The organism is Parasphingopyxis sp., from assembly GCF_052168275.1.
Taxonomy (GTDB): Bacteria; Pseudomonadota; Alphaproteobacteria; order Sphingomonadales; family Sphingomonadaceae; genus Parasphingopyxis.
In genome coordinates this window covers 46,778-67,415 of sequence record NZ_JBQLZM010000135.1, presented here as the reverse complement: position 1 = coordinate 67,415, position 20,638 = coordinate 46,778, and the positions used below count along the sequence as shown (strand labels likewise).

18 protein-coding genes and 1 pseudogene are annotated in these 20,638 nt (G+C 66.9%); 8 read left to right on the top strand and 11 right to left on the bottom strand.

From position 1 onward, the window contains the following. The 3 genes and pseudogenes from ACTS1X_RS12325 to ACTS1X_RS12315 form a co-directional block, all read right to left on the bottom strand. Positions 1-415 (bottom strand): annotated as a pseudogene (locus ACTS1X_RS12325) (RNA degradosome polyphosphate kinase); the annotation flags it as partial. 24 nt (positions 416-439) lie between these two features. Further along, positions 440-1,045 (bottom strand): HdaA/DnaA family protein, encoded by a 606-nt coding sequence (locus ACTS1X_RS12320; RefSeq protein WP_442614693.1) that lies wholly within the window; start codon positions 1,043-1,045, stop codon positions 440-442. A 10-nt stretch (positions 1,046-1,055) separates the two neighbouring features. Continuing rightward, on the bottom strand, positions 1,056-2,339 hold the full coding sequence (locus tag ACTS1X_RS12315; protein WP_442614692.1) for a heavy-metal-associated domain-containing protein: 1,284 nt from the start codon (positions 2,337-2,339) through the stop codon (positions 1,056-1,058). Between the two features lie 62 nt (positions 2,340-2,401). Between ACTS1X_RS12315 and purM the strand changes: the two genes are divergently transcribed. Next, positions 2,402-3,508, top strand: a complete 1,107-nt coding sequence (gene purM / locus ACTS1X_RS12310; protein ID WP_442614691.1) for a phosphoribosylformylglycinamidine cyclo-ligase — start codon at positions 2,402-2,404, stop codon at positions 3,506-3,508. Then, positions 3,501-4,460: a phosphoribosylglycinamide formyltransferase gene (gene purN / locus ACTS1X_RS12305; RefSeq protein ID WP_442614690.1), complete on the top strand. Its 960-nt coding sequence runs from the start codon at positions 3,501-3,503 to the stop codon at positions 4,458-4,460. Before purM ends, purN begins: the two co-directional genes overlap by 8 nt. A 3-nt stretch (positions 4,461-4,463) precedes the next feature. Here the strand turns inward: purN and ndk are convergent, their stop codons facing one another. From ndk to ACTS1X_RS12290, 3 genes are all read right to left on the bottom strand, one after another. After that, positions 4,464-4,886 (bottom strand): nucleoside-diphosphate kinase, encoded by a 423-nt coding sequence (gene ndk / locus ACTS1X_RS12300; protein ID WP_442614689.1) that lies wholly within the window; start codon positions 4,884-4,886, stop codon positions 4,464-4,466. Positions 4,887-4,985: 99 nt separating this feature from the next. Further along, complete coding sequence (locus ACTS1X_RS12295; RefSeq protein ID WP_442614688.1) at positions 4,986-5,423, bottom strand: DNA polymerase III subunit chi; 438 nt, start codon at positions 5,421-5,423, stop codon at positions 4,986-4,988. A gap of 9 nt (positions 5,424-5,432) precedes the next feature. Further along, a complete protein-coding gene (locus ACTS1X_RS12290; protein ID WP_442614697.1) occupies positions 5,433-6,902 on the bottom strand; it encodes a leucyl aminopeptidase in 1,470 nt (489 codons plus the stop codon). Between the two features lie 149 nt (positions 6,903-7,051). Here ACTS1X_RS12290 and ACTS1X_RS12285 point away from each other — a divergent pair, with 149 nt between their 5' ends. The 4 genes from ACTS1X_RS12285 (at position 7,052) to rsmA (ending at position 12,627) form a co-directional block, all read left to right on the top strand. Further along, on the top strand, positions 7,052-9,328 hold the full coding sequence (locus tag ACTS1X_RS12285) for an LPS-assembly protein LptD (protein WP_442614687.1): 2,277 nt from the start codon (positions 7,052-7,054) through the stop codon (positions 9,326-9,328). A gap of 111 nt (positions 9,329-9,439) precedes the next feature. Next, positions 9,440-10,783, top strand: a complete 1,344-nt coding sequence (locus ACTS1X_RS12280) for a foldase protein PrsA (RefSeq protein WP_442614686.1) — start codon at positions 9,440-9,442, stop codon at positions 10,781-10,783. Between the two features lie 12 nt (positions 10,784-10,795). Continuing rightward, positions 10,796-11,800 (top strand): 4-hydroxythreonine-4-phosphate dehydrogenase PdxA, encoded by a 1,005-nt coding sequence (pdxA, locus tag ACTS1X_RS12275; RefSeq protein WP_442614685.1) that lies wholly within the window; start codon positions 10,796-10,798, stop codon positions 11,798-11,800. Further along, positions 11,797-12,627 carry a 16S rRNA (adenine(1518)-N(6)/adenine(1519)-N(6))-dimethyltransferase RsmA gene (gene rsmA / locus ACTS1X_RS12270; RefSeq protein ID WP_442614684.1) on the top strand — a complete coding sequence of 277 codons (831 nt, stop codon included), beginning with the start codon at positions 11,797-11,799 and terminating at the stop codon, positions 12,625-12,627. The genes pdxA and rsmA overlap by 4 nt, the downstream gene beginning before the upstream one ends. On the opposite strand, the gene ACTS1X_RS12265 is transcribed toward rsmA, so the two are convergent. The 4 genes from ACTS1X_RS12265 to ACTS1X_RS12250 all read right to left on the bottom strand — a co-directional run bounded on the left by ACTS1X_RS12265 (position 12,617) and on the right by ACTS1X_RS12250 (position 17,379). Next, positions 12,617-13,135 carry a tetratricopeptide repeat protein gene (locus ACTS1X_RS12265; protein WP_442614683.1) on the bottom strand — a complete coding sequence of 173 codons (519 nt, stop codon included), beginning with the start codon at positions 13,133-13,135 and terminating at the stop codon, positions 12,617-12,619. The genes rsmA and ACTS1X_RS12265 overlap by 11 nt on opposite strands. Before the next feature lie 32 nt (positions 13,136-13,167). Further along, entirely contained in the window at positions 13,168-14,352 is a 1,185-nt protein-coding gene (locus ACTS1X_RS12260) for an RsmB/NOP family class I SAM-dependent RNA methyltransferase (protein WP_442614682.1), read from the bottom strand. Between the two features lie 33 nt (positions 14,353-14,385). Then, positions 14,386-15,843 carry an IMP dehydrogenase gene (gene guaB / locus ACTS1X_RS12255; RefSeq protein ID WP_442614681.1) on the bottom strand — a complete coding sequence of 486 codons (1,458 nt, stop codon included), beginning with the start codon at positions 15,841-15,843 and terminating at the stop codon, positions 14,386-14,388. A 63-nt stretch (positions 15,844-15,906) separates the two neighbouring features. Further along, positions 15,907-17,379 carry a M28 family peptidase gene (locus ACTS1X_RS12250; RefSeq protein ID WP_442614680.1) on the bottom strand — a complete coding sequence of 491 codons (1,473 nt, stop codon included), beginning with the start codon at positions 17,377-17,379 and terminating at the stop codon, positions 15,907-15,909. A gap of 197 nt (positions 17,380-17,576) precedes the next feature. On the opposite strand from ACTS1X_RS12250, the gene ACTS1X_RS12245 reads away from it, so the two are divergent. Beyond that, positions 17,577-18,521, top strand: coding sequence for an SPFH domain-containing protein (locus ACTS1X_RS12245; protein WP_442614696.1), 945 nt, complete (start codon positions 17,577-17,579; stop codon positions 18,519-18,521). 12 nt (positions 18,522-18,533) lie between these two features. Continuing rightward, positions 18,534-19,022 (top strand): NfeD family protein, encoded by a 489-nt coding sequence (locus ACTS1X_RS12240; RefSeq protein WP_442614679.1) that lies wholly within the window; start codon positions 18,534-18,536, stop codon positions 19,020-19,022. Positions 19,023-19,029: 7 nt separating this feature from the next. Here the strand turns inward: ACTS1X_RS12240 and ACTS1X_RS12235 are convergent, their stop codons facing one another. After that, on the bottom strand, positions 19,030-20,631 hold the full coding sequence (locus ACTS1X_RS12235) for a phosphoenolpyruvate carboxykinase (RefSeq protein ID WP_442614678.1): 1,602 nt from the start codon (positions 20,629-20,631) through the stop codon (positions 19,030-19,032). Positions 20,632-20,638: the final 7 nt, after the last annotated feature.

The window sequence follows — 20,638 nt, the reverse complement described above, 5'->3', positions numbered from 1 at the left end:
CCTCGATCTCGGTGTCCGACAGCACGAAAATCTCGGCCTCGGCCAGCGCCGCGCGGAGTTCGGTCCAGACCCGCTGCTGCTCGTCCATCAGCGCGTTGGCGCGCTCGGCGACCGCGGCGAGCTGTTGGCTGGGCGTCATCCCGTCGGCCGAGCGCATCTCGACGCCCTGGAGCTGCTGCCCTTTGAGGCCCGCGACGCGGACCATGAAGAACTCGTCGAGATTGTTGCCCGATATCGACAGGAAGCGCAGCCGTTCGAGCAGCGGATGCGCCGGGTTGCGCGCTTCCTCGAGTACCCGTTCGTTGAAGCCGAGCCAGCTCAGCTCGCGGTTGAAATAGCGATCCTCTGTGCCGGGCTCCGCTTCGGTCTCGCGCGAAAAATCCTCGGTGATATGTTCGGGATTATACTCGTCCATGACAGGCCTTTAGCGGTTTCTATGTTACAGGTCGATGAAACCGAGTTCCTTCATCGCGTCCCGCACCAGCCCCAGCGTGATCCGGCTGCGCCGTTCGAACGCCAGCCGGTCGAGCGTTTCCATCAGGTGGTGCAGCGCATAATGGCTGCGATCCATGCGCTTGAGCAGATAGTCGATCGCATTTTGCGGAATCGCCATGCCCTGTCCGCCGAAATGGCGCTGGAGACGGGCTTCGATCAGCTGGTCGCCCGGTTCCCCGATCCGGACCTTGGGAGTCGCCGCGATGCGGGTCCGCAGGTCCGGCAAGGCGATCTCCCAGCGCGGCGGGGGCTCGTCGGCGATGATCAGCAGCGGCTGCCGGTCGGCCTGCGCCGCGTTCCAGGCGTGGAACAGCGTCTCCTCGGCCGACAGGTCGGCATCGTCGATCACGCGGCCGCCGCTCCTGCGCGCGAAAATCCGCCCGAGCGTCGAGCGGCCCGATTTGCGCGGCCCGGTCAGCAGGGTCGTCCGTACCGGCCATAACGACCAGTGATCGAGATGGCGGACGGCTTCGCTGTTGCTCGCATCGACGATGAAAGCCGCATCGTTCCCGGCGTCCGGCCAGTCGAGCGGGAGCGCAATCTGGCTCATCGGAGGCGGCTCATGGGCCGTCGGGCGTATCCGATCCCTCGGAACCGCCGCCCCGGCTGATCCGCAACGTCCCGGCGCCGCGCTGAACCTGGAACCCGCGCGCCGCCAGCGCCGATGCGAGCGTATCGAGATCGCCGATATAATTGACCTCCATCAGCGATACGCCGCCGATCGCAAGGCTCGACGTCGTCGCGCCGCGCACGCCCGGCGTGCCGCGGACCAGCGCCTCGCTGTTGCGCACCGCGTTGGCGTCCGGCGTCACGACCTGTATTGTATAGCGGCCGGTCGCCGTGGCCTGTTCGGTGTTGACGGCCTGTTCGGCCGGCGGCGTGTCGGCGGCCGCGACGCTGCCCTGGAGCTCGTCCAGCGCCTCTTCCAACGCCTCCTCGTCGATCCCGAACTCGAAGTTCAGCGACGGATCGGGGCGCAGCCGGCCGTCCTCGAGCGCTTGGGTATAGGCGGCGTCGATCCGCCGCACGCCTTCGTCGAGCAGCTGGTCGAGACTTTCCGAACTGCGGACGCGCAGCGAGAATTGCGCGATCTTACGCCGGTCGGGGCCGTGATAGGCCACGAAGCGGCCGTACACCGGGCCGCCCGGATAGGCATAATGAAGATGGACGACCGGCACGACGACATCGGCCGCGCCGTAGGAATCGAGCAGGAACCGCCACCAGCCGCGCCCGGGCCGCCCGGTCTGGCCGACGGTGAGCAGCAGCGGGGTCGGTCCGGTGCCGCTGGCGCGGACATAGTCGATCGGGCTCTCGCCGGACCGGAAGCGCAGCCAGGCGCGCTCCCAGGGCGTGCGTTCCTCGAAGCTCGTCGGCGTGCTGCCCACCCATTGCACGGGCAGGACCAGCATCGGCGGCGAGCGGCGGATGACGCCGGACACGCCCAGATAGCGGCTGACGCGCGCGCGATCGAACATCACGCCGAGCCGCGCGACATAGCGCGTCGGGCCGATCTGCTCTTCCTCGACGATGATTCCGGTGACGACGGCGCTCAGCGACGAATCGCTGAGATTGGGCGCCCGGGACGCGGGCCCGCCATTAACCCGCGCATAGAGCATCCGCCAGCCTTCGCGCTGCGCCTGTTCCCAGGCGTTGCGCCGCGCCTCTTCGGCATCCTCGCCGGACGCGTCGACCGTGATTCCGGTGACTTCGTAGCTGGCCCCCGCGTCGAACCCGAAGTCGCGCGAATTATCCCGCGTCTGCTGCGCGAGCAGGATGCCCGTCGCGCCGATACCGGCGAGTGCGAGCACCAACAGCTTTTTCAGATTACGGATTACGAAATGCATTGTGGGCCTTTTGGCGACTTGGCCGTGGAAATCCAAGAGCGATGTGGCTAGTCGCTATAAACATGAACGCCAAGCACAATTCGCCCGAGCCCTATAGCTATGAGAAAGCCGGAGTCTCGATCGCCGCCGGCAACGCGCTGGTCAAGGCGATCGCGCCGCTCGCCCGGGCCACCGCGCGGCCGGGGGCGGACGCCGATCTCGGCGGCTTCGGCGGCTTCTTCGATCTCAAGGCCGCCGGCTATTCCGATCCGCTGCTCGTCGCGGCGAACGACGGCGTCGGCACCAAGGTCAAGCTGGCGATCGAACATGACCGGCACGACAGAATCGGCATCGATCTCGTCGCGATGTGCGTCAACGACCTGATCGTGCAGGGCGCGGAACCGCTTTTCTTCCTCGACTATTTCGCGACCGGGAAGCTCGACACCGGCGTCGCCGAACGCGTCGTCGCGGGGATCGCCGAGGGCTGCAAGCAGGCCGGATGCGCGCTGATCGGGGGCGAGACCGCCGAGATGCCCGGCATGTATGCCGATGGCGACTACGATCTCGCCGGCTTCTGCGTCGGCGCGGTGGAGCGTGGCGAGGCGCTGACCGGCGCCGACGTCGCGGCGGGCGACGTCATTCTCGGCATCGCCTCCTCCGGCGTCCATTCCAACGGCTATTCGCTGGTCCGCAAGCTGGCGGCCGACAAGGGCTGGAAGCTCGACCGCCCGGCCCCGTTCGACCAGGACCGGCTGCTCGTCGACGCGCTGATCGAGCCGACCCGGATATACGTCAAATCCGTGCTGCCCCGCGTCCGCGCCGGCGATATCCTGGCGATGGCGCATATCACCGGCGGCGGCCTGCTCGAGAATATACCGCGCGTGCTCGGCGACGGGCTGCACGCCCATGTCGACGCGGCGAACTGGGACCAGCCCCGGCTGATGGCCTTCCTCCAGGCGCAGGGGAATATCGAACCTGCGGAAATGGCGCGCACCTTCAACTGCGGGATCGGCATGGCGTTGATCGTGGCGGAAGACCGGGCCGATGCGGTCTCGGCGGCGCTGGCCGAGGCCGGCGAGACGGTCCACCGGATCGGGCATGTCGCCGCGGGCGATCGCGGCTGCACGGTGTCCGGATCGGCCGACGACTGGTCGGCCAGGTCGGCATGGAGCGCCACCCATAATGGCTGAACGCGCCCGCGTCGCCGTCCTGATCTCCGGGCGCGGGACCAACATGGCCGCCCTTCTATACGCCGCGAAGCATGACGACTGTCCGTACGAGATCGTGCTGGTCGCCGCGAACGATCCCGGAGCGCGAGGGCTGGAGCTGGCCGCCGCCGAAGGCGTGCCGACCTTCGCCCGGAGCCACAAGGGCATGGAGCGCGCCGCGTTCGACGCGGTCATGGACCGCGAAATCCGCGAGGCCGGCGCCGACTATGTCGTGCTCGCCGGCTATATGCGGATTCTGTCGGAAGAGTTTGTCGGCAAGTGGGAGGGCCGGATGCTCAACATCCATCCCTCGCTGCTCCCCAAATATAAGGGGCTCGACACCTATCGGCGCGCGCTGGACGCGGGCGATGCCGTTTCCGGCTGCACCGTGCACCTGGTGACGGCGACGCTCGACGACGGGCCGATCCTCGGCCAGACCGAGGTCGCGATCCTGCCGGACGACACGCCCGAACGGCTCGCGAACCGCATCCGGATCGCGGAGCATCAGCTCTATCCGCGCGTCCTCGCCGAGCTGGTCTCCCGGCAGCTCGATCCGGACTGGCTGGTCGCGAAGGTCGGCGCGCTGGCGCTGGCGCTGCCCGAAACCCATGCGAAAACGTCGCACGGCGCGCCGGGTTGGCGGGTCGGCAGCGAGAAAACCGGCAAATTCTTCGCCTATGTCTCGGTTCGCCATCATGGCGAGGACGCGATCGCGCTGCTCGTCAAGACGAGCGGGGTCGACGAGCAGGCGGCGCTGATCGAGGCCGAGCCCGATCTCTATTATCGCCCCGCCTATTACGGCCCGTCAGGCTGGATCGCGATCCGGCTCGATAGCGGCGCGGTCGACTGGGATCATATCGCGGGTTGGCTCAGAAAGAGCTGGAGCTTCGTCGCGCCGAAAAAGCTCCAGCCTCTCGCCGAGTTTCTTGAATAACGCCTAGCCGACGATTTCGTGATCGGCGAAGAAGAACGCGATCTCGATCGCGGCATTCTCGTCGCTGTCCGAGCCGTGGACCGAATTGGCCTCGATCGATTCCGCGTAGGTCTTGCGGATCGTGCCCTCGTCGGCATCGGTGGGGTTCGTCGCGCCCATGATCTTGCGGTTGCGGGCGACGGCGTCCTCGCCTTCGAGCACCTGCACGACTACGGGGCCGGAGGTCATGAATTCGACGAGATCGCCGAAGAAGGGCCGTTCCTTGTGGACCGCATAGAATCCTTCGGCCTGTTCCTGCGTCATCCGGATGCGCTTCGAGGCGACGACCCGCAGGCCGGCCTCTTCGAGCATCTTGGTGACCGCGCCCGTCAGGTTGCGGCGCGTGGCGTCGGGTTTGATGATGGAGAAAGTGCGTGTCACGGCCATGATGGGCTGAACTCCGATGGATGATGAGGGGAATTTCCGGCCCGCTTAGTGGCAAGCCGCAAAAGGCGCAAGTGGGCTGTGCCGTCGGTCCTCCGGCCGTCACGGCCCCTGCCGCCAGCGCCCGCCCTCCTGCTTCCAGTAGCGCGGCTCGACATCGTCCTTTCCGGCCAGGCTGCGCCAGGCGTTGCGCGCGTCGTCGAGCCGGTCGGCGTCGAACAGATAGAAAACCCGCGCGAACCCGAGCGCGGCGTCGCGCCATATCCCGTCCGCCAGCATCGCAAATTTCGCCTGGTTCACGGCTTCCGGCCTTTCCGAGAGCAGAATCGGCTGATCCGCGGCCCTCTCGTCGGTGTCCGGTCCGTGCGGCAGGAAGGACAGCGGATCATGGGTCCAGAGCGCCTCGTCGAGCAGCGCCCGCACCCGCTCCTCCCCGGAAACGATCAGCAGCCGCTCGCCGCTTTCCAGCACCTTCGCCGCGAGCTGCGGCACGACGGCCTCTATCGGCGTGCCGGCGAGCTGATAGAAATCGACCTGCACGCCGCTCCGCTACCCCTCGAAATTATCGGCGATGAAGCGGTCGAGCAGGCGGACGCCATAACCGGTCGCCCCCTTGTCCCAGAGGTTGGACGCCGATTTCATCCAGACCATGCCGGCGATGTCGAGATGCGCCCATTTGACGCCGTCCTTGACGAAGCGCTGGAGGAACTGCGCGGCGGTGATCGATCCCGCCTCGCGCGGCCCGACATTCTTGATGTCGGCGATCGGCGAATCGATGAGCTTGTCATACGCCTTGCCGAGCGGCAGCCGCCACAATTTGTCCCCGCTTCCGGTGCCCGCGGCGAGCAGCTGGTCCGCCAGCCCGTCATCGTTCGAAAAGCAGCCGCCATGCTCGTTGCCGAGCGCGATGATCATCGCCCCGGTGAGCGTGGCAAGGTCGACCATGACGTCCGGGGAATATTTCTCCTGCGTCCAGTGCATCGCGTCGCACAGCACGAGCCGGCCCTCGGCGTCGGTGTTGAGCACTTCGACCGTCTGGCCCGACATCGTCGTCACGATATCGCTCGGCCGCTGGGCGTTGCTGCCCGGCATGTTCTCGACGAGCCCGCACACGCCGACGACATGGGCCTTGGCCTTGCGGCCCGCCAGCGTGCGCATCGCGCCCGCGACAGCCGCGGCGCCGCCCATGTCGAACTTCATGTCCTCCATCCCCGGGCCGGGCTTGAGCGAGATGCCGCCGGTATCGAACGTCACGCCCTTGCCGACAAAGGCGACCGGGTTCTTCTGGGTCCCGCCGGTGCCGTCCCAGCGCATGACGAGCAGCTTGGGTTCGCGGATCGAGCCCTGCGCGACGCCCAGCAGCGCGCCCATGCCGAGTTCGGCCATCTCGTCCCGGTCGAGCACCTCGATCTCGATGCCGAGCTCGCCCAACGGGCGGCAGCGTTCGACGAAGCCCTGCGGATGGATCACGTTCGGCGGTTCGGTCACCAGTTCGCGCGCCAGCGCGATGCCGGCATAGACCGCCTCGAAATGGTCCCAGCGCTTGGCCTCCGCGTCGCTCGCGACGACGCTGATCTCCTCGACCGTCGGCTTGGTCTTGGGCGGCGCCTTCGTCCGATAGCTGTCGAGCCGCCAGCTGCGCTGGAGCGCGCCGAACGCCATGCGCGATCCGGCGTCCTTTTCGCCGCTCGAACGCGCATCGAACGTCAGCCCGGTCTCGCCCGACGTCAGCAGTTTCGCCATCGCCGCGCCGCCGGCCTTCTGGAGCGACTCGCTGTCGTCCCCGTTGCCGGTACCGACGATCACGATCCGGCGGGTTCCGTGCTCCGTTTCGTCGAAAATCTCCACGATCGAACCGAGATCGCCTTCGAACCGGCTGGCCTCGGCGGCGCGCCTGATCAGTTTCGCGGCCTCTCCGGACAGCTCTTTGGTCGCCGTATCGAGCGGCTTGCCCTTGCCGAGCGGCACGATGAGCGCGGACGAGTTGTCGGGAACGGACGAAACGAAGGTGACTGGAATGGAAATCGTTATTCTCCTGCCGCTATGGGGATGTCATGACTTTCTCTCCCGATAGCCGAGCGTTCAGGCTCTGGCAAAGGCGATTGCAGCATCGCGCGCGGGGTGCGATAGGCGCGGCCGAAGGGCCGTTACAGTGACCGGTGGTAATTTTGACGCGTAGCCATATCCTCAGCCTGACCGCGCTGCCGCTGGTTTTGATCGTTTCCGCGAACCCGGCCCATGCGCAGGGCGAAGCGCCGGTCGGTTTCCGGGACATGATCCCGCCGGTCATATTCACCGACACCGAAATCCCGCCGCTCGCATCGCCCGAGAGTCCGGACGAGATCGCGTTCAGCGCGCAGACGGTCGATTATGACGGCGAGGCCGATATCGTGACCGCCACCGGCGACGTGCAGCTCGTGCGGGCCGGCGCGCGGCTCCGCGCCGACCGCGTCGTCTGGAACCGGCGCACTGGATCGGTCGAAGCGAGCGGGAATGTCGCGGTGCGATCGCCGCAGGGCGAGACCGCCTATGCCGATGCGGCGACGCTGACCGACACGCTGCGCGACGGCATGGTCGACAATCTGCTGATCGTCCTGGAAAATGGCGGCCGTCTCGCCGCGCGCCAGGGCAACCGGACCGACGGCGTATCGACCCTCGAAAACGCGGCGTACACCCCCTATCGGGCGGTGGGTTATGACGGCGAACCGCGGCGGCCGAGCTGGCGGATCACCGCGGCGCGGATCGTCCACGATCCCGCGACGAACCGCATCCGCTACAGCAATGCCCGGTTCGAGCTCTTCGGGGTCACCATCATGGCGCTCCCGGCCTTCTCGCATCCGGACGGCACGGCCGGCGGCTCCAGCGGCTTCCTCGTCCCGGACCTCCGCCTGAGCCGGACCAACGGGCTGGAAATCGGCATTCCCTATTACCTCCAGATCGCGCCCAATCGCGATCTGACCATCACCCCGCGCCTCTACACCGAAGTCCTGCCCTCGATCTCCGCCAACTACCGCAACCTGGCGGCCGAAGGCGCGTTTCAGATCGGCGGCATGGCGACCTACGGCACGCGCCGGGACCCGCTTCCCGGCGGCGGTTTCACCACCAACGGCAACAAGGACTTCCGAGGCTATATCGAAGGCAATGGGCGGTTCCAGTTCACGCCCTATTGGAGCATCAGCGGTTCTGGCCGGCTGACCACCGACGATACGTTTCTGCGGCGCTACGACATTTCGCGCGACGACCGGCTGCGTTCGACCGTGGCGGCCGAGCGGATCGGGGTCGACAGCTATTTCTCGCTTGCCGGCTGGGCCGTCCAGGATCTCCGGGTGACCTCGGACTCCGGGCAGCAGCCGTTCGTGATTCCGGTGATCGACTATCGGCTGCGGATGAACGAGGACTGGCTCGGCGGCACGGTCAAGCTCCAGGCCAATTCGCTCGGCATCGTGCGCACCGAAGGGCAGGACACGCAGCGCGCGTTCGCCAGTGCCGAATGGAGCTTGAGCCGGATCACGACCATGGGCCAGCAGGTCACGCTGACCGCGCTCGTCCGCGGCGATGCCTATCATTCCGACGAAAATGCCGACACGCTCACCGGTCTCTACCGGGGCGAGGAAGGCTGGCAGTTTCGCGGCATCGGCGCGGTCGCGGCCGATGTCGCCTGGCCGTTCGTGGGCGAGGTTCTGGGCGGCGTCCAGCGGATCACGCCGCGCGTGCAGTTCGTGGCGACGCCCCCGCTGTCCAATCTCGAAGTGCCGAACGAGGATTCGCGGTCGATCGAGCTCGAAAGCGCGAACGTGTTCGCCCTCAACCGGTTTCCCGGCTACGACCGGTTCGAGGACGGCGCGCGCGTTACCTATGGCGGCGAATATGCGCTCGACCTGCCGCGCTTTTCGCTCCGCTCGAGCCTGGCGCAAAGCTACCGTTTCAGCCGCGAGCCGACGCTTTTTCCGACCGGAACCGGCCTCGCCTCGCGCTTTTCCGATTTCGTCGGACGGACGGAAATCCGCTATGGGCGGTTTCTGGCCCTCACCCACCGGTTCCGACTCGACAAGGACAATCTCGAGCTGCGCCGCAACGAGATAGACTTCGCGATCGGCTCGCGCACCACCTATGCCGAGATCGGCTATCTCCGGCTCAACCGGGACATCACCTTCAATGTCGAGGATTTGCGCGACCGCGAGGAACTGCGGAGTTCCGCCCGGGTCGCGCTCGGCAACTATTGGTCGATCTTCGGTTCGGCCGTGATCGACCTGACGAGCCGGCAGGAGGATCCGATATCGCAGTCGGACGGTTTCGAACCGGTCCGCACCCGGCTCGGATTCGGCTATGAGGACGAGGGCCTCGAATTCGGATTCACCTGGCGGCGCGATTATGACGACACCGGCGACGCGCGGCGGGGCGACACTTTCCTGCTACGCTTTGCCTTAACCAATTTGGGCCGCTAAGCTATGGTTCAGGAACATTCGTTCTAATAGAGGCGACACAATTGCTGGCCTTGGGCCTCGGCAGATATGGGATTCTTTACAGTAATGCGTGAACAGTTTCGAGGGCGCGGAATGCGCCGGACCATCAAGATATTCGCGGTTGCGGGCCTTGCGGCGCTCGCGACATCGCACGGCGCGACCCAGACGGCCGACGAAGCGATGGCCAATACGGCGGCGCAGCTCGACCTACCGTCGACCTTTACGGTGTTCGGCGAGCGCGATCCGAACATCCGCAAACCGACGGCGATCGTGAATGGCGAGATCGTCACCCGCACCGATGTCGATCACCGGCTCAACCTGTTTCTCGCGGCGAACAGCGCCGCGCAGATCAGCGACGAGGAGCGCCAGCGGCTGCGCATGCAGATCGTCCGCAACCTGATCGACGAGACGCTGCAGATCCAGGAAGCCCGGGCCAACGACATCCAGGTCCCGTCGGCCGATGTCGACGCGACATTCGCCCAGGTCGCCCAGCGTTCGGGCGCCGATCCCGAGCAGTTCACCGAATTTCTCAGAACGCAGGGCAGTTCGGCGCGGTCGATGAAACGGCAGATCGAAGGCGAACTGGCATGGCGCCGGCTGTTGCGGCGCTACGTCAACCCGACCGTCGGGGTCAGCGACGCCGAGGTGCAGGCGATCGTCGAACGGCTCGAGGCGTCGCGCGGCCAGACCGAATACCGGATCGCCGAAATCTACCTGCCGGCCCGGCCGGACAATGAGGCCGAGATGCTCGACGGCGCCCGGCGCATTCTCGAACAGATCCAGTCCGGCGGCTCGTTCCAGGCCTATGCCCGGCAGTTTTCCCAGGCATCGACCGCGGCGGTCGGCGGCGATCTCGGCTGGCTGCAGCCGGCCCAGCTGCCGCCCGAACTGGCGGCGGTGGTCACCCAGATGCCGGTCGGCGGCGTCAGCCAGCCGATCCCGATCCCGGGCGGTTTTTCGATTATCGCGCTGATCGACCAGCGGCAGATTCTCGTCGGCAACCCGCGCGACGCGGTGCTGAGCCTCACGCAGATCACGCTGACCTTCCCGCCCGGCACGACCCGGGCCGTGGCCGAACCCCAGATCGAGGCGCTGTCCTCGGCCACCCAGGCCGGTGGCGGATGCGGCGTGGCCAGCACGATCGCCGCCGAGCTGGGCGGCGAGGTCGTCCAGAATGACGGTGTCCGGCTCGGCGACCTGCCCGACGTGCTCCAACGCAATATCGGCAGCCTGCAGATCGGCGAGGCCACCACGCCGTTCGGTTCGCTCACGGACGGCGTCCGCGTGCTCGTGCTGTGCGGCCGCGACGACCCGCCGGCGAGCGCCGAACCGGATGCGGACGTGATCATGGCGCGCCTGGAGCAGGAACGCGCCGACCGCCGGGCGCGGCGCTATCTGCGCGACCTGCGGCGCGATGCGGTCATCGAATATCGCTGAGGCCGGTTTTTCATGACGCCGATAGCAGTCTCTCTTGGCGATCCGGCGGGTATCGGCCCCGAAATCACGGGCAAAAGCTGGGCGCAACGCCGGACCTACGACCTGAAACCGTTTTTCGCCGTCGGCGATCCGGGTTCGCTGGGCGCCGTGTGGGATGGGCCGGTCGAACGGATCGGTTCGCCCGACGAGGCGGGCGCGGCATTCGATCGCGCCCTGCCGTTGCTGGCCGTCGAGAGCGGCGAGCAGGTGAAGCCCGGCTTTCCGACGCCCGAGGGCGCACGCTGCGCGCTCGATTCGCTCGAAATGGCGGTGGGCCTCGCCCGTTCCGGCGCCGCGCAGGCCGTGGTTACCGGACCGGTTTCGAAGAACCGGCTCTACGATATCGGGTTCACCCATGCCGGACAGACCGAATTTGTCGCCGAACGATGCGGAGTCGGACGCGAAAACGCCGCGATGATGCTCGCCGGGCCGACGCTGAAGACCGTGCCGATCACGACGCACATTCCGCTTCGCGATGTGCCCGATGTCATTTCGGTGGAGCTCATCGTCAACAAGGGACGCGCGGCGGCGCGCGGGATGGAGCGGAATTTCGGGATCGCGAACCCGCGGCTCGCCTTTGCGGGGCTCAACCCCCATGCCGGCGAATTCGGCGCGCTGGGCCGCGAAGAGATCGATTTCCTCGAACCGGCGATCGCCCAGCTGCGCGAAGAGGGGTTTGACGCGCGCGGGCCCTTTGCGGCCGACACGATGTTCCACGAGGCCGCGCGCGCGCAATATGACGTGGCGCTCTGCCTCTATCACGACCAGGCGCTGATCCCGCTCAAGACCCTCCATTTCGACGAGGGCGTGAACCTGACCCTGGGCCTGCCGATCGTCCGCACCTCCCCCGATCATGGCACCGCCTTCGAGATTGCGGGCGAGGACAGGGCCAATCCGGGCGCGACGATCGCGGCGATCAGCCTCGCCAGCTTCTGCGCCGAACAACGGGCGATCTACGAAGGCAGCGTCGCTGCGTGACGGCACTCCCGCCGCTGCGCGACGTGATCGCCCGGCACGGGCTGCGCGCGAACAAGGCGCTGGGGCAGAATTTCCTTCTCGACGGCCAGCTGCTCGCCCGGATCGCCGCGATTCCGGGCGATCTCGACGGAGCAACGGTCTATGAAGTCGGCCCCGGGCCGGGCGGCCTCACCCGGGCGTTGCTGGCTGCCGGTGCGCGCGTCATTGCCGTCGAGCGCGACGATCGCTGTATCGCGGCGCTGACCGAACTTTCCGCGCATTTCGCCGGCCGGCTCGAGCTGGTGTCCGGCGACGCCATGGCGATCGACGAGCCGGAGGCCGGCGCAGAGGGCGCGCATATCGTCGCCAACCTGCCCTACAATATCGGTACCGCCCTGCTCGTCCGCTGGCTGACGGTCGCGGACTGGCCGCCCTGGTGGCGGTCGCTGACCCTCATGTTCCAGGAAGAGGTGGCCCGGCGCATCGTCGCCGGCCCCGGCGACGCGGCCTATGGGCGGCTCTCGATCCTCGCCCAGTGGCGATCGGCGGCCGAAATCGCCCTGAAAGTGCATCGCTCGGCTTTCGTTCCGCCGCCCAAGGTGATGTCGGCGGTCGTCCATATCGTGCCGGAGACGGCGCCGGCGGGCGTCAGCGTCGACACGATCGGGGCCGTGACCCAGGCCGCGTTCGGCCAGCGGCGCAAGATGTTGCGGCAAAGTCTCAAGAACGTGCCGCATGCGCTTCAATCGCTGGAAGAATTGGGGATCGACGAAACGCGCCGCGCCGAAACGCTGGAGGTCGCCGATTATGTCGCGCTGGCCCGCGCGATCGACGCGGTCAGGGGGTAATGACCTCTTCGGCTTCCGGCACCGGTGTCGCTGCCTGTTGCGCGGCCATCCGGGCCGGCGGACCATTTTCGATCGCGGCGGCCAGCGCCGTCGCTTCGGCGCATTCGGTCTCGCACAGCGCCTCGATGCGCACCAGGTTGCGCCGCGCCCGTTCGACCGCCCCGCGCCGCACCAGCACCCGGCCCTGGCCTTCCAGCGCCGCAAGATCGTTGGGATCGATGGTCAGCGCTTCGCGATAGAAGCGGATTGCCTTGCCGGGCAGGCCGTTGGCTTCGGAGATTTCGGCCAGCGCGACGAATCCGTCGCGGTTGCGCGGATCGACCGCGAGCGCGCTTTCGACCAGATCGGCGGCCCGTTGCGCGTCGCCTTCCGCCAGCGCCGCGCGGCCGGCTTCGACCAGCGCCACCGAGCGCGGATCGATATCGTCGTCGCCCCGTTGGCCGTGCACGCCGCTCGAAACGGTGGCGAGCGTCAGGGAGATGGCGATGGCGAGCGGCGAAAAGCGCATGATGAGCTCCGTTACAGTTTCCGTGCGGTCTTCTAGCATGACCGTTGCAGCCTTGCGAAGAAAAACCCGTCCGTTCCGTGGCGCGCCGGGGTCAGGATGAAACCGTCGCCCGCCGCCACGGCCTGTTCGTTAGCAGGGTTCACCTTGCTGAAATCCGAACGGGTTTTCAGGAAATGTGCGATCTGCCCTTCCCCTTCTCGCGCCAGAAGCGAACAGACGATGTAAACCAGAAAACCGCCGGGCTTTACAAGGGGCACCGCGGTGTCGAGCAGATGCGCCTGGAGCGCCGCGTAACGGTCGATCGCCTGCGGATCGAGCCGCCAGCGCGCCTCGGGATTGCGCCGCCAGGTGCCGGTGCCGCTGCACGGCGCGTCGACCAGCACGATATCGACGGCATCCGCCAGATCGGCCAGCGCCGCGCTTTCCTGGCCCGGATCGAGCAGCCGCGTCTCGATTCCCGTCATCCCGGCCCGTTCGGCGCGCGGCGCAAGCCGGGAGAGGCGCTTGCGGTCGACATCGCAGGCGATCAGCCGTCCCTCTCCGTGCATCCGGTCATGCAGCGCGAGCGTCTTGCCGCCTGCGCCGGCGCACAGATCGACCACCGTCATCCCCGGTTCGGCGCCGCATCGGTCGACGATATACTGGCTGCCCTCGTCCTGGATTTCGACCAGGCCGTCGCGCCAGAGCGCGTGCTGCTCGATCGGAAATCCCTGCGGCAAGCGCACCGCCGAGGGGCTCAGCCTGCCGGGCTCCGCGCCGTCGAGCGGGTCGAGCACGGTCTCCCGCGACGTCCGCGCGAGATTGACCCGGATATCGAGCGGCGCGCGGCCGGTCAGGCTCTCGATATCGGTGTCGTCGACGGCATCGGCAAAGCGGGCGCGCAGCCAGTGCGGCATGGCGCTCGGCAGCGCGCCGACCTCGTTGCCGGCGAGCGGCGCCGGCCCATGCTCCGATCCGTCGAACAGGTCGCGCAGCGCGGGTTCGTCCTGCGCCAGCCCGACGATCGCCGCCCGGCCGCTGACGGGCGCCTCGCCATGGCGCCGGATCGCGCGATAGACGAGATCGCGGACCGCGCGCCGGTCCTTCGACCCGGCATAGCGGCGCCCCCCGAAATAGCGCTTGATCAGCGTATCGGCGGCCGCGCCATTGCCGTGCGCCGCGGCGATGATTTCGTCGAGCAGCTCGATCGCCGCCTGCAGGCGCGCCGCCGGTTTCATTCCGGGCGACCGGCGCCGGCGCGCTTCACCGCGCTAGCGCGTCGGATAGTTGGGCGCTTCACGCGTGATCGCCACGTCGTGAACATGGCTTTCGCGCAGGCCGGCATTGGTGATCCGCAAGAAAGAGGCGCGTTTCTGCAGCGCTTCGATGGTCGCCGAACCCGTATAGCCCATGGCCGCCTTCACCCCGCCGATCAGCTGATGGATGACGTCCTTGGCCGGGCCCTTGAACGGCACCTGTCCCTCGATGCCCTCGGGCACGAGCTTGAGCTGCTCGGTCACGTCCTGCTGGAAATAGCGGTCGGCCGAACCGCGCGCCATCGCGCCGACCGATCCCATGCCGCGATAGCTTTTGTACGACCGGCCCTGATAGAGGAAGGTTTCGCCCGGCGCCTCGGTCGTGCCCGCGAGCAGCGAGCCGATCATCACCGCTGACGCGCCCGCGGCCAGCGCCTTGGCGACGTCGCCCGACGTCCGCAAGCCGCCGTCCGCGATCACCGGGACGTCGGACTTGGCCGCCTCTTCGGACGATTCCATGACCGCGGTCAGCTGCGGCACGCCGACCCCGGCGACCACGCGCGTCGTGCAGATCGAACCCGGGCCGATGCCGATCTTGATCCCGTCCGCGCCGGATCCGATCAGCGCGCGCGCGCCTTCCGCGGTCGCGACGTTGCCGGCGACCACCTGGACCGAATTGGAGAGCTTCTTCACCCGTTCGACGGCCTCGCCGACCGACCGGTTATGGCCGTGCGCCGTGTCGATCACGATCAGGTCGCACTCGGCGTCGATCAGCGCTTCGGTGCGCTCGAACCCCTTGTCGCCGACGGTCGTCGCCCCGGCGACGCGCAATCGGGCGGAATCGTCCTTCGTCGCGTGCGGATAGGTGACGGCCTTCTCGATATCCTTGACCGTGATCAGCCCGACACAGCGATAGTCGTCGTCGACGACGATCAGCTTCTCGATCCGCCGCTGGTGCAGCAGCCGGCGGGCTTCCTCCTGCGAGACCCCCTGCCCCACCGTCGCGAGATTGTCCCGGGTCATCAGCTCCGAGACGGGCTGGCCTGGATTTTCGGCGAAGCGCACGTCCCGGTGGGTCAGAATGCCGACCAGCTTGCCGGTCTTTTCCGTGATCGGAATGCCCGAAATCCGGTTGCGCTCCATCAGCTCGAGCGCATCGGCCAGCGTCTGGTTCGGGGCCATGGTGATCGGATTGACGACCATGCCGGATTCGAAGCGCTTGACCGCGCGGACGGCGCCGGCCTGCTCCTCGATCGAAAGATTGCGGTGGAGCACGCCGATCCCGCCGAGCTGGGCCATGACGATCGCCATGTCGGCTTCGGTCACGGTGTCCATGGCGGCGGAGAGAATCGGGATGTTGAGGCCGATTTCGCGGGTCACCCGCGTCGTGGTGTCGGCTGCGCTGGGCAGGATTTCGGATTCCGCCGGGCGTAAAAGGACGTCGTCAAATGTGAGTCCTTCGCTGATTTCCATGACCGCGTTCACCTTGCTCCAGAATCGCTGTCGCGCGTCTATAGGAGGGAAGCGCGCCGGTTGCTAGCGCCGAGGGGACGGATATCGGGCCGGATCGGCAAAAGCGCGGCCGAGCGCGATATGCAGCCAGGTGTCCTCCAGCGCGCCGCCGAGTTCGATATCGGCGATCTCGTCGTCCGGCCCGTGATACGGTCCGCGCAGGAACGCGTTGAGCAGCTCGGGATCGGTGAACGAGCCGCCCGCCATTACCGCCGGCACGCCCTGCTCCAGAAATGCCCAGCCGTCGTTGCGCTGGACGAAGCCGTTGATGTCGGTGCTGGTGTCGATCGTGCGGCCGTTTTCCGCCGCGACCGCGTCGATCAGCGTATCGAGCGGCGTCATGCCGCGCCCGATGATGCCGACCGCCGCGCCGGCAGTCGCGATCGCGATCGTGTCGAGGTTGAAGACCGCGACGATCGCGTCGAGCGACACCGGCGGCTCGGCGACAAAGGCCCGCGCGCCGAGCAGTCCGTCCTCCTCGGCGGTCGTGGTCAGGAACAGGATATCGCGCATCGGCCTTTCGCCCTGCGCCAGCGCGCGCGCCGTCTCGATCAGCGCAGCCGTGCCGCTCGCATTGTCCACCGCGCCGTTGCAGATCCGGTCCTCGTCGCTGTCCGGCCGGCAGATGCCGAAATGATCGTGATGGGCCGAGAACAGCACGGTTTCGCCCGTTTCGCCGGTGCCCGGCAATCGCGCGACCACATTGATTCCGTCATAGCGGTCGATGACCGTCTCGACCTCGAGGCCGATCGCCATATCCAGCGCGACCGGCCTGAATCCGGGGGCGGCCGCCATTGCGCCAAGCGTTTCCCGCGACTGTCCGATGCCGCTCAATATCGCATCGGCGGTCGGCGCCGACAGGATCGCCTCGACCGGCGCGCGGCGGTCGGACGCCAGATAGGTCTGGCGGAACCGCATGCCGGCCGCCGCGGCTTCCCAGGGGATGTCGGGCTCGACGATGCCGATGATCGCCGCGGCGCCGCGCTCCCGGAAAAAGGCGAGGCGCGTGCGGTAGGACGGCACCGCCTCCGCGCCTTCGGGCGCGCCGCCGAGCAGCAGGACGGCTTGGCCGTCGAACCGCGCCGCGCCCATCGCACCGCCATCCTCGTCGCCGATATCGACCGCATAGCCGACAAAAGTCAGCGGCAGATCCTCGAGCGTCACGCGCTCGCTGTTGCCCATCGCGAGTATCTCGCCGCCATCCGTCCGTGCGCCGCCGGTCCGCAGCGTCACCGAGCCGTCCGTGCGGCTGACCAGCGCGACGGGCTGGTAATAATTGCCGCGATAGCCGGGCAGCAGGCCCGCATCGGCAAGTTGGGCGGCGATATAGCTGACCGCCAGCGCTTCGCCGGCCGTGCCGGGCTGGCGCCCCTCGAAATCGTCGCTCGCCAGGATTTCGATATGCCGCCGCAAATCCGCTTCCGTCGGAAGGGTTTGCGCGGGTGCGGGCGTGAGGAGGAACAGGGCCGCGCACGCGGCGAGCAGTCTTCGTATCATGGCCCGTCCATGACAGCCGGCCCGGCGTCGGGCAAGTCGCCGGGGCCTGGGGTTCGACGAACCGCTTCCTCCCTCTATCAATGACGGGGCCGACACCCGATTAAGCCTTGGCAGCCCCCGCGATTGCGCCCAATATGCGGCGCAGAGGTCGGATTTTCGGAAGGAGCGGTGTGATGGAAGGTTTTTTCGGAGTGGTGATGTTTCTCGCGCTGCTCGCGATCATTTTCGTGGTCATGGGGATCAAGATCGTCCGCCAGGGCTATAACTACACAATCGAATATTTCGGCCGTTTCACCACCGTCGCCCAGCCCGGCTTCAACTTCTTCATGCCCTTCTTCTATCGGGTCGGCCGCAAGGTGAACATGATGGAGCAGGTGCTCGACATTCCGGGCCAGGAGATCATCACCAAGGACAATGCGATGATCTCGACCGACGGGGTCGTCTTCTTCCAGGTGCTCGACGCCGCCAAGGCCGCCTATGAAGTGTCGGATCTCTACAATGCGATTCTCAATCTCGTGACGACGAACCTCAGGACGGTCATGGGATCGATGGATCTCGACGAAACCCTGTCCAAGCGGGACGAGATCAACGCCCGGCTGCTCGCGGTCGTCGACGACGCGACGACGCCCTGGGGCGTCAAGATCACCCGCGTCGAGGTCAAGGACATCCGCCCGCCGATCGATATCGTCGACGCGATGGCCCGGCAGATGAAGGCCGAGCGCGAGAAGCGCGCCACGATCCTGGAGGCCGAAGGCGCGCGCGCGTCGGAAATCCTGCGGTCCGAGGGCGAAAAACAGGCCAACATCCTCGAGGCCGAGGGCCGGCGCGAAGCCGCGTTCCGCGATGCCGAGGCCCGCGAACGCGAGGCCGAGGCCGAAGCCAAGGCGACCCAGATGGTGTCCGACGCGATCGCCGGCGGCAACGCCCAGGCGATCAACTATTTCATCGCGCAGGATTATGTGAAAACCGTCGAGGCCTTCGCGAAATCGCCCAATGCGAAGACGATCCTGTTCCCGATCGAGGCGACCCAGCTCATCGGCACGCTGGGCGGAATCGGGGAACTTGCCAAGGAAGCCTTTGGCGGCGACGACGGCGGCACCGTCATACCCGGCCGGCCGCCGCGCGCCGGCGGATCGGGATAGGAGGCCGGAACGATGAATATCGGCGGCATCGAGATCAGCGGCGAAATGCTGTGGGTGATCCTGGGGATAATCCTGTTGATATCCGAGATGATCGCGCCCGGCGCGTATCTGATGTTTCTCGGCGGCGCGGCGATCTTCACCGGATTATTGAGCTTTGCCCTGCCGCTGGCGTTTCCGCTGCAATTGCTGATCTTCGCGCTGGCTTCGGTCGCGTCGGTCTATATCGCGAAGCGCTGGTTCGACGTCTATCCGATCCTTTCGAGCGCGCCGCTGCTGAACGCGCGGATCGCCCAGATGATCGGACAGACGGTCGAGGTCGTCGAACCGATCGAGAGCGGCCTCGGCAGGGTCAAGGTCGGCGACAGCGTGTGGTCGGCGTCGGGCCCCGATGCGGGAGTCGGCACGCGGATGCGGATCGTAGGGGCGGAGGGCAACCGGCTCGCCGTCGAGCCGCTCGCCGCGCTGCCCGCCGACGACGGGTCGGAGCCTAGCTCCGGTTGAACAGGCCTCAGGCCGGCGTCGGCGCCGCCTCGCGCACCCCTTGGTCGACATGCTCTTCGAACTGGGCGAAATTGTCGATGAACAGCCCGACCAGCTTGGCGGCCATCTCGTCATAGGCCTCGGGATCGTCCCAGGTACCGCGCGGATCGAGGATCGCGTCGTCGACGCCCGGCACGGACACCGGAACGTCGAAGCCGAAATTGGGATCGACGCGGAATTCGGCGTCGTTGAGGCTGCCGTCGAGCGCGGCATTCAGCAGCGCGCGCGTCGCCTTGATCGGCATCCGGTTGCCGACGCCGTACTTGCCGCCGGTCCAGCCGGTATTGACGAGCCAGCATTTGACGCCGCCCATGGCGATCCGCTCCTTGAGAAGATTGCCGTAGACGCTGGGATGGCGCGGCATGAACGGCGCGCCGAAACAGGTCGAGAAGGTGGCTTCGGGTTCGGTCACGCCGATTTCGGTGCCGGCGACCTTGGCCGTGTAGCCCGAGAGAAAGTGGTACATGGCCTGGTCCGGCGTCAGCCGCGCGATCGGCGGCAGCACGCCGAACGCGTCTGCGGTCAGCATGATCACGTTTTTGGGCACCGGGCCGAGATTTTCCTCCGAACTGTTCGGAATGAAGTCGATCGGATAGGCGCCGCGGCTGTTCTCGGCGAGGCTCGAATCGTCGAAATCCAGCTCCCGCGTCGCCGGATCCATGACGACATTCTCGAGCACCGTGCCGAACCGCCGTGTCGTCGCGTAGATTTCGGGCTCGGCCTCTTCGGACAGCCGGATCATCTTGGCATAGCAGCCGCCTTCGAAATTGAAGACCGCGGTGTCGGACCAGCCATGCTCGTCGTCGCCGATCAGCGTGCGGCCCGCATCGGCCGACAGCGTGGTCTTGCCGGTGCCCGACAGGCCGAAGAAGATCGCGGTATCGCCCTCGGGGCCGATATTCGCCGAACAGTGCATCGGCATGATGCCGTCGGCGGGGAGCTTGTAGTTCAGGATGCCGAACACCGACTTCTTCATCTCGCCGGCATATTTGGTGCCGCCGATCAGGATCAGCTTTTCCGAGAGATTGACCGCGACGACGGTTTCGGACCGCGTGCCGTGGCGTTCGGGATCGGCGCGGAAGCTGGGGAGGTCGATGATCGTATATTCGGGTTCGAAACCCGCCAGCTCGCCCTCTTCCGGCCGGCACAACAGGGTGCGGATGAACAGGTTGTGCCAGGCGAGCTCGTTGATGACCCGGACCCGGACGCGATGGTCGGGCTGCGAGCCGCCGTAAAGATCCTGGACGAACAGCGTGTCCTTCTTCGCGACTTCGGCCAGGAAATCCTCCTTGAGCGCGGCGAAATGCTCGGGCGACATCGGGACGTTGACCTTGCCCCACCAGACCGTGTCCTCGGTCTCGCCGTCGCGCACGATGAACTTGTCCTTGGCCGAGCGGCCGGTGTGCTTGCCGGTTTCGACGACCAGCGGACCATGTTTGGCGAGCCTGCCTTCGCCGCGTTCGACCGACGTCTCGATCAGCGGCGCGGTGGTCAGGTTCCAGCGCAGATCGGCGGTACCGGTATCGATTCCCTGTTTGGCCAAATCGAAAGCGGGGGTACGAGCGGACAATTCAAAT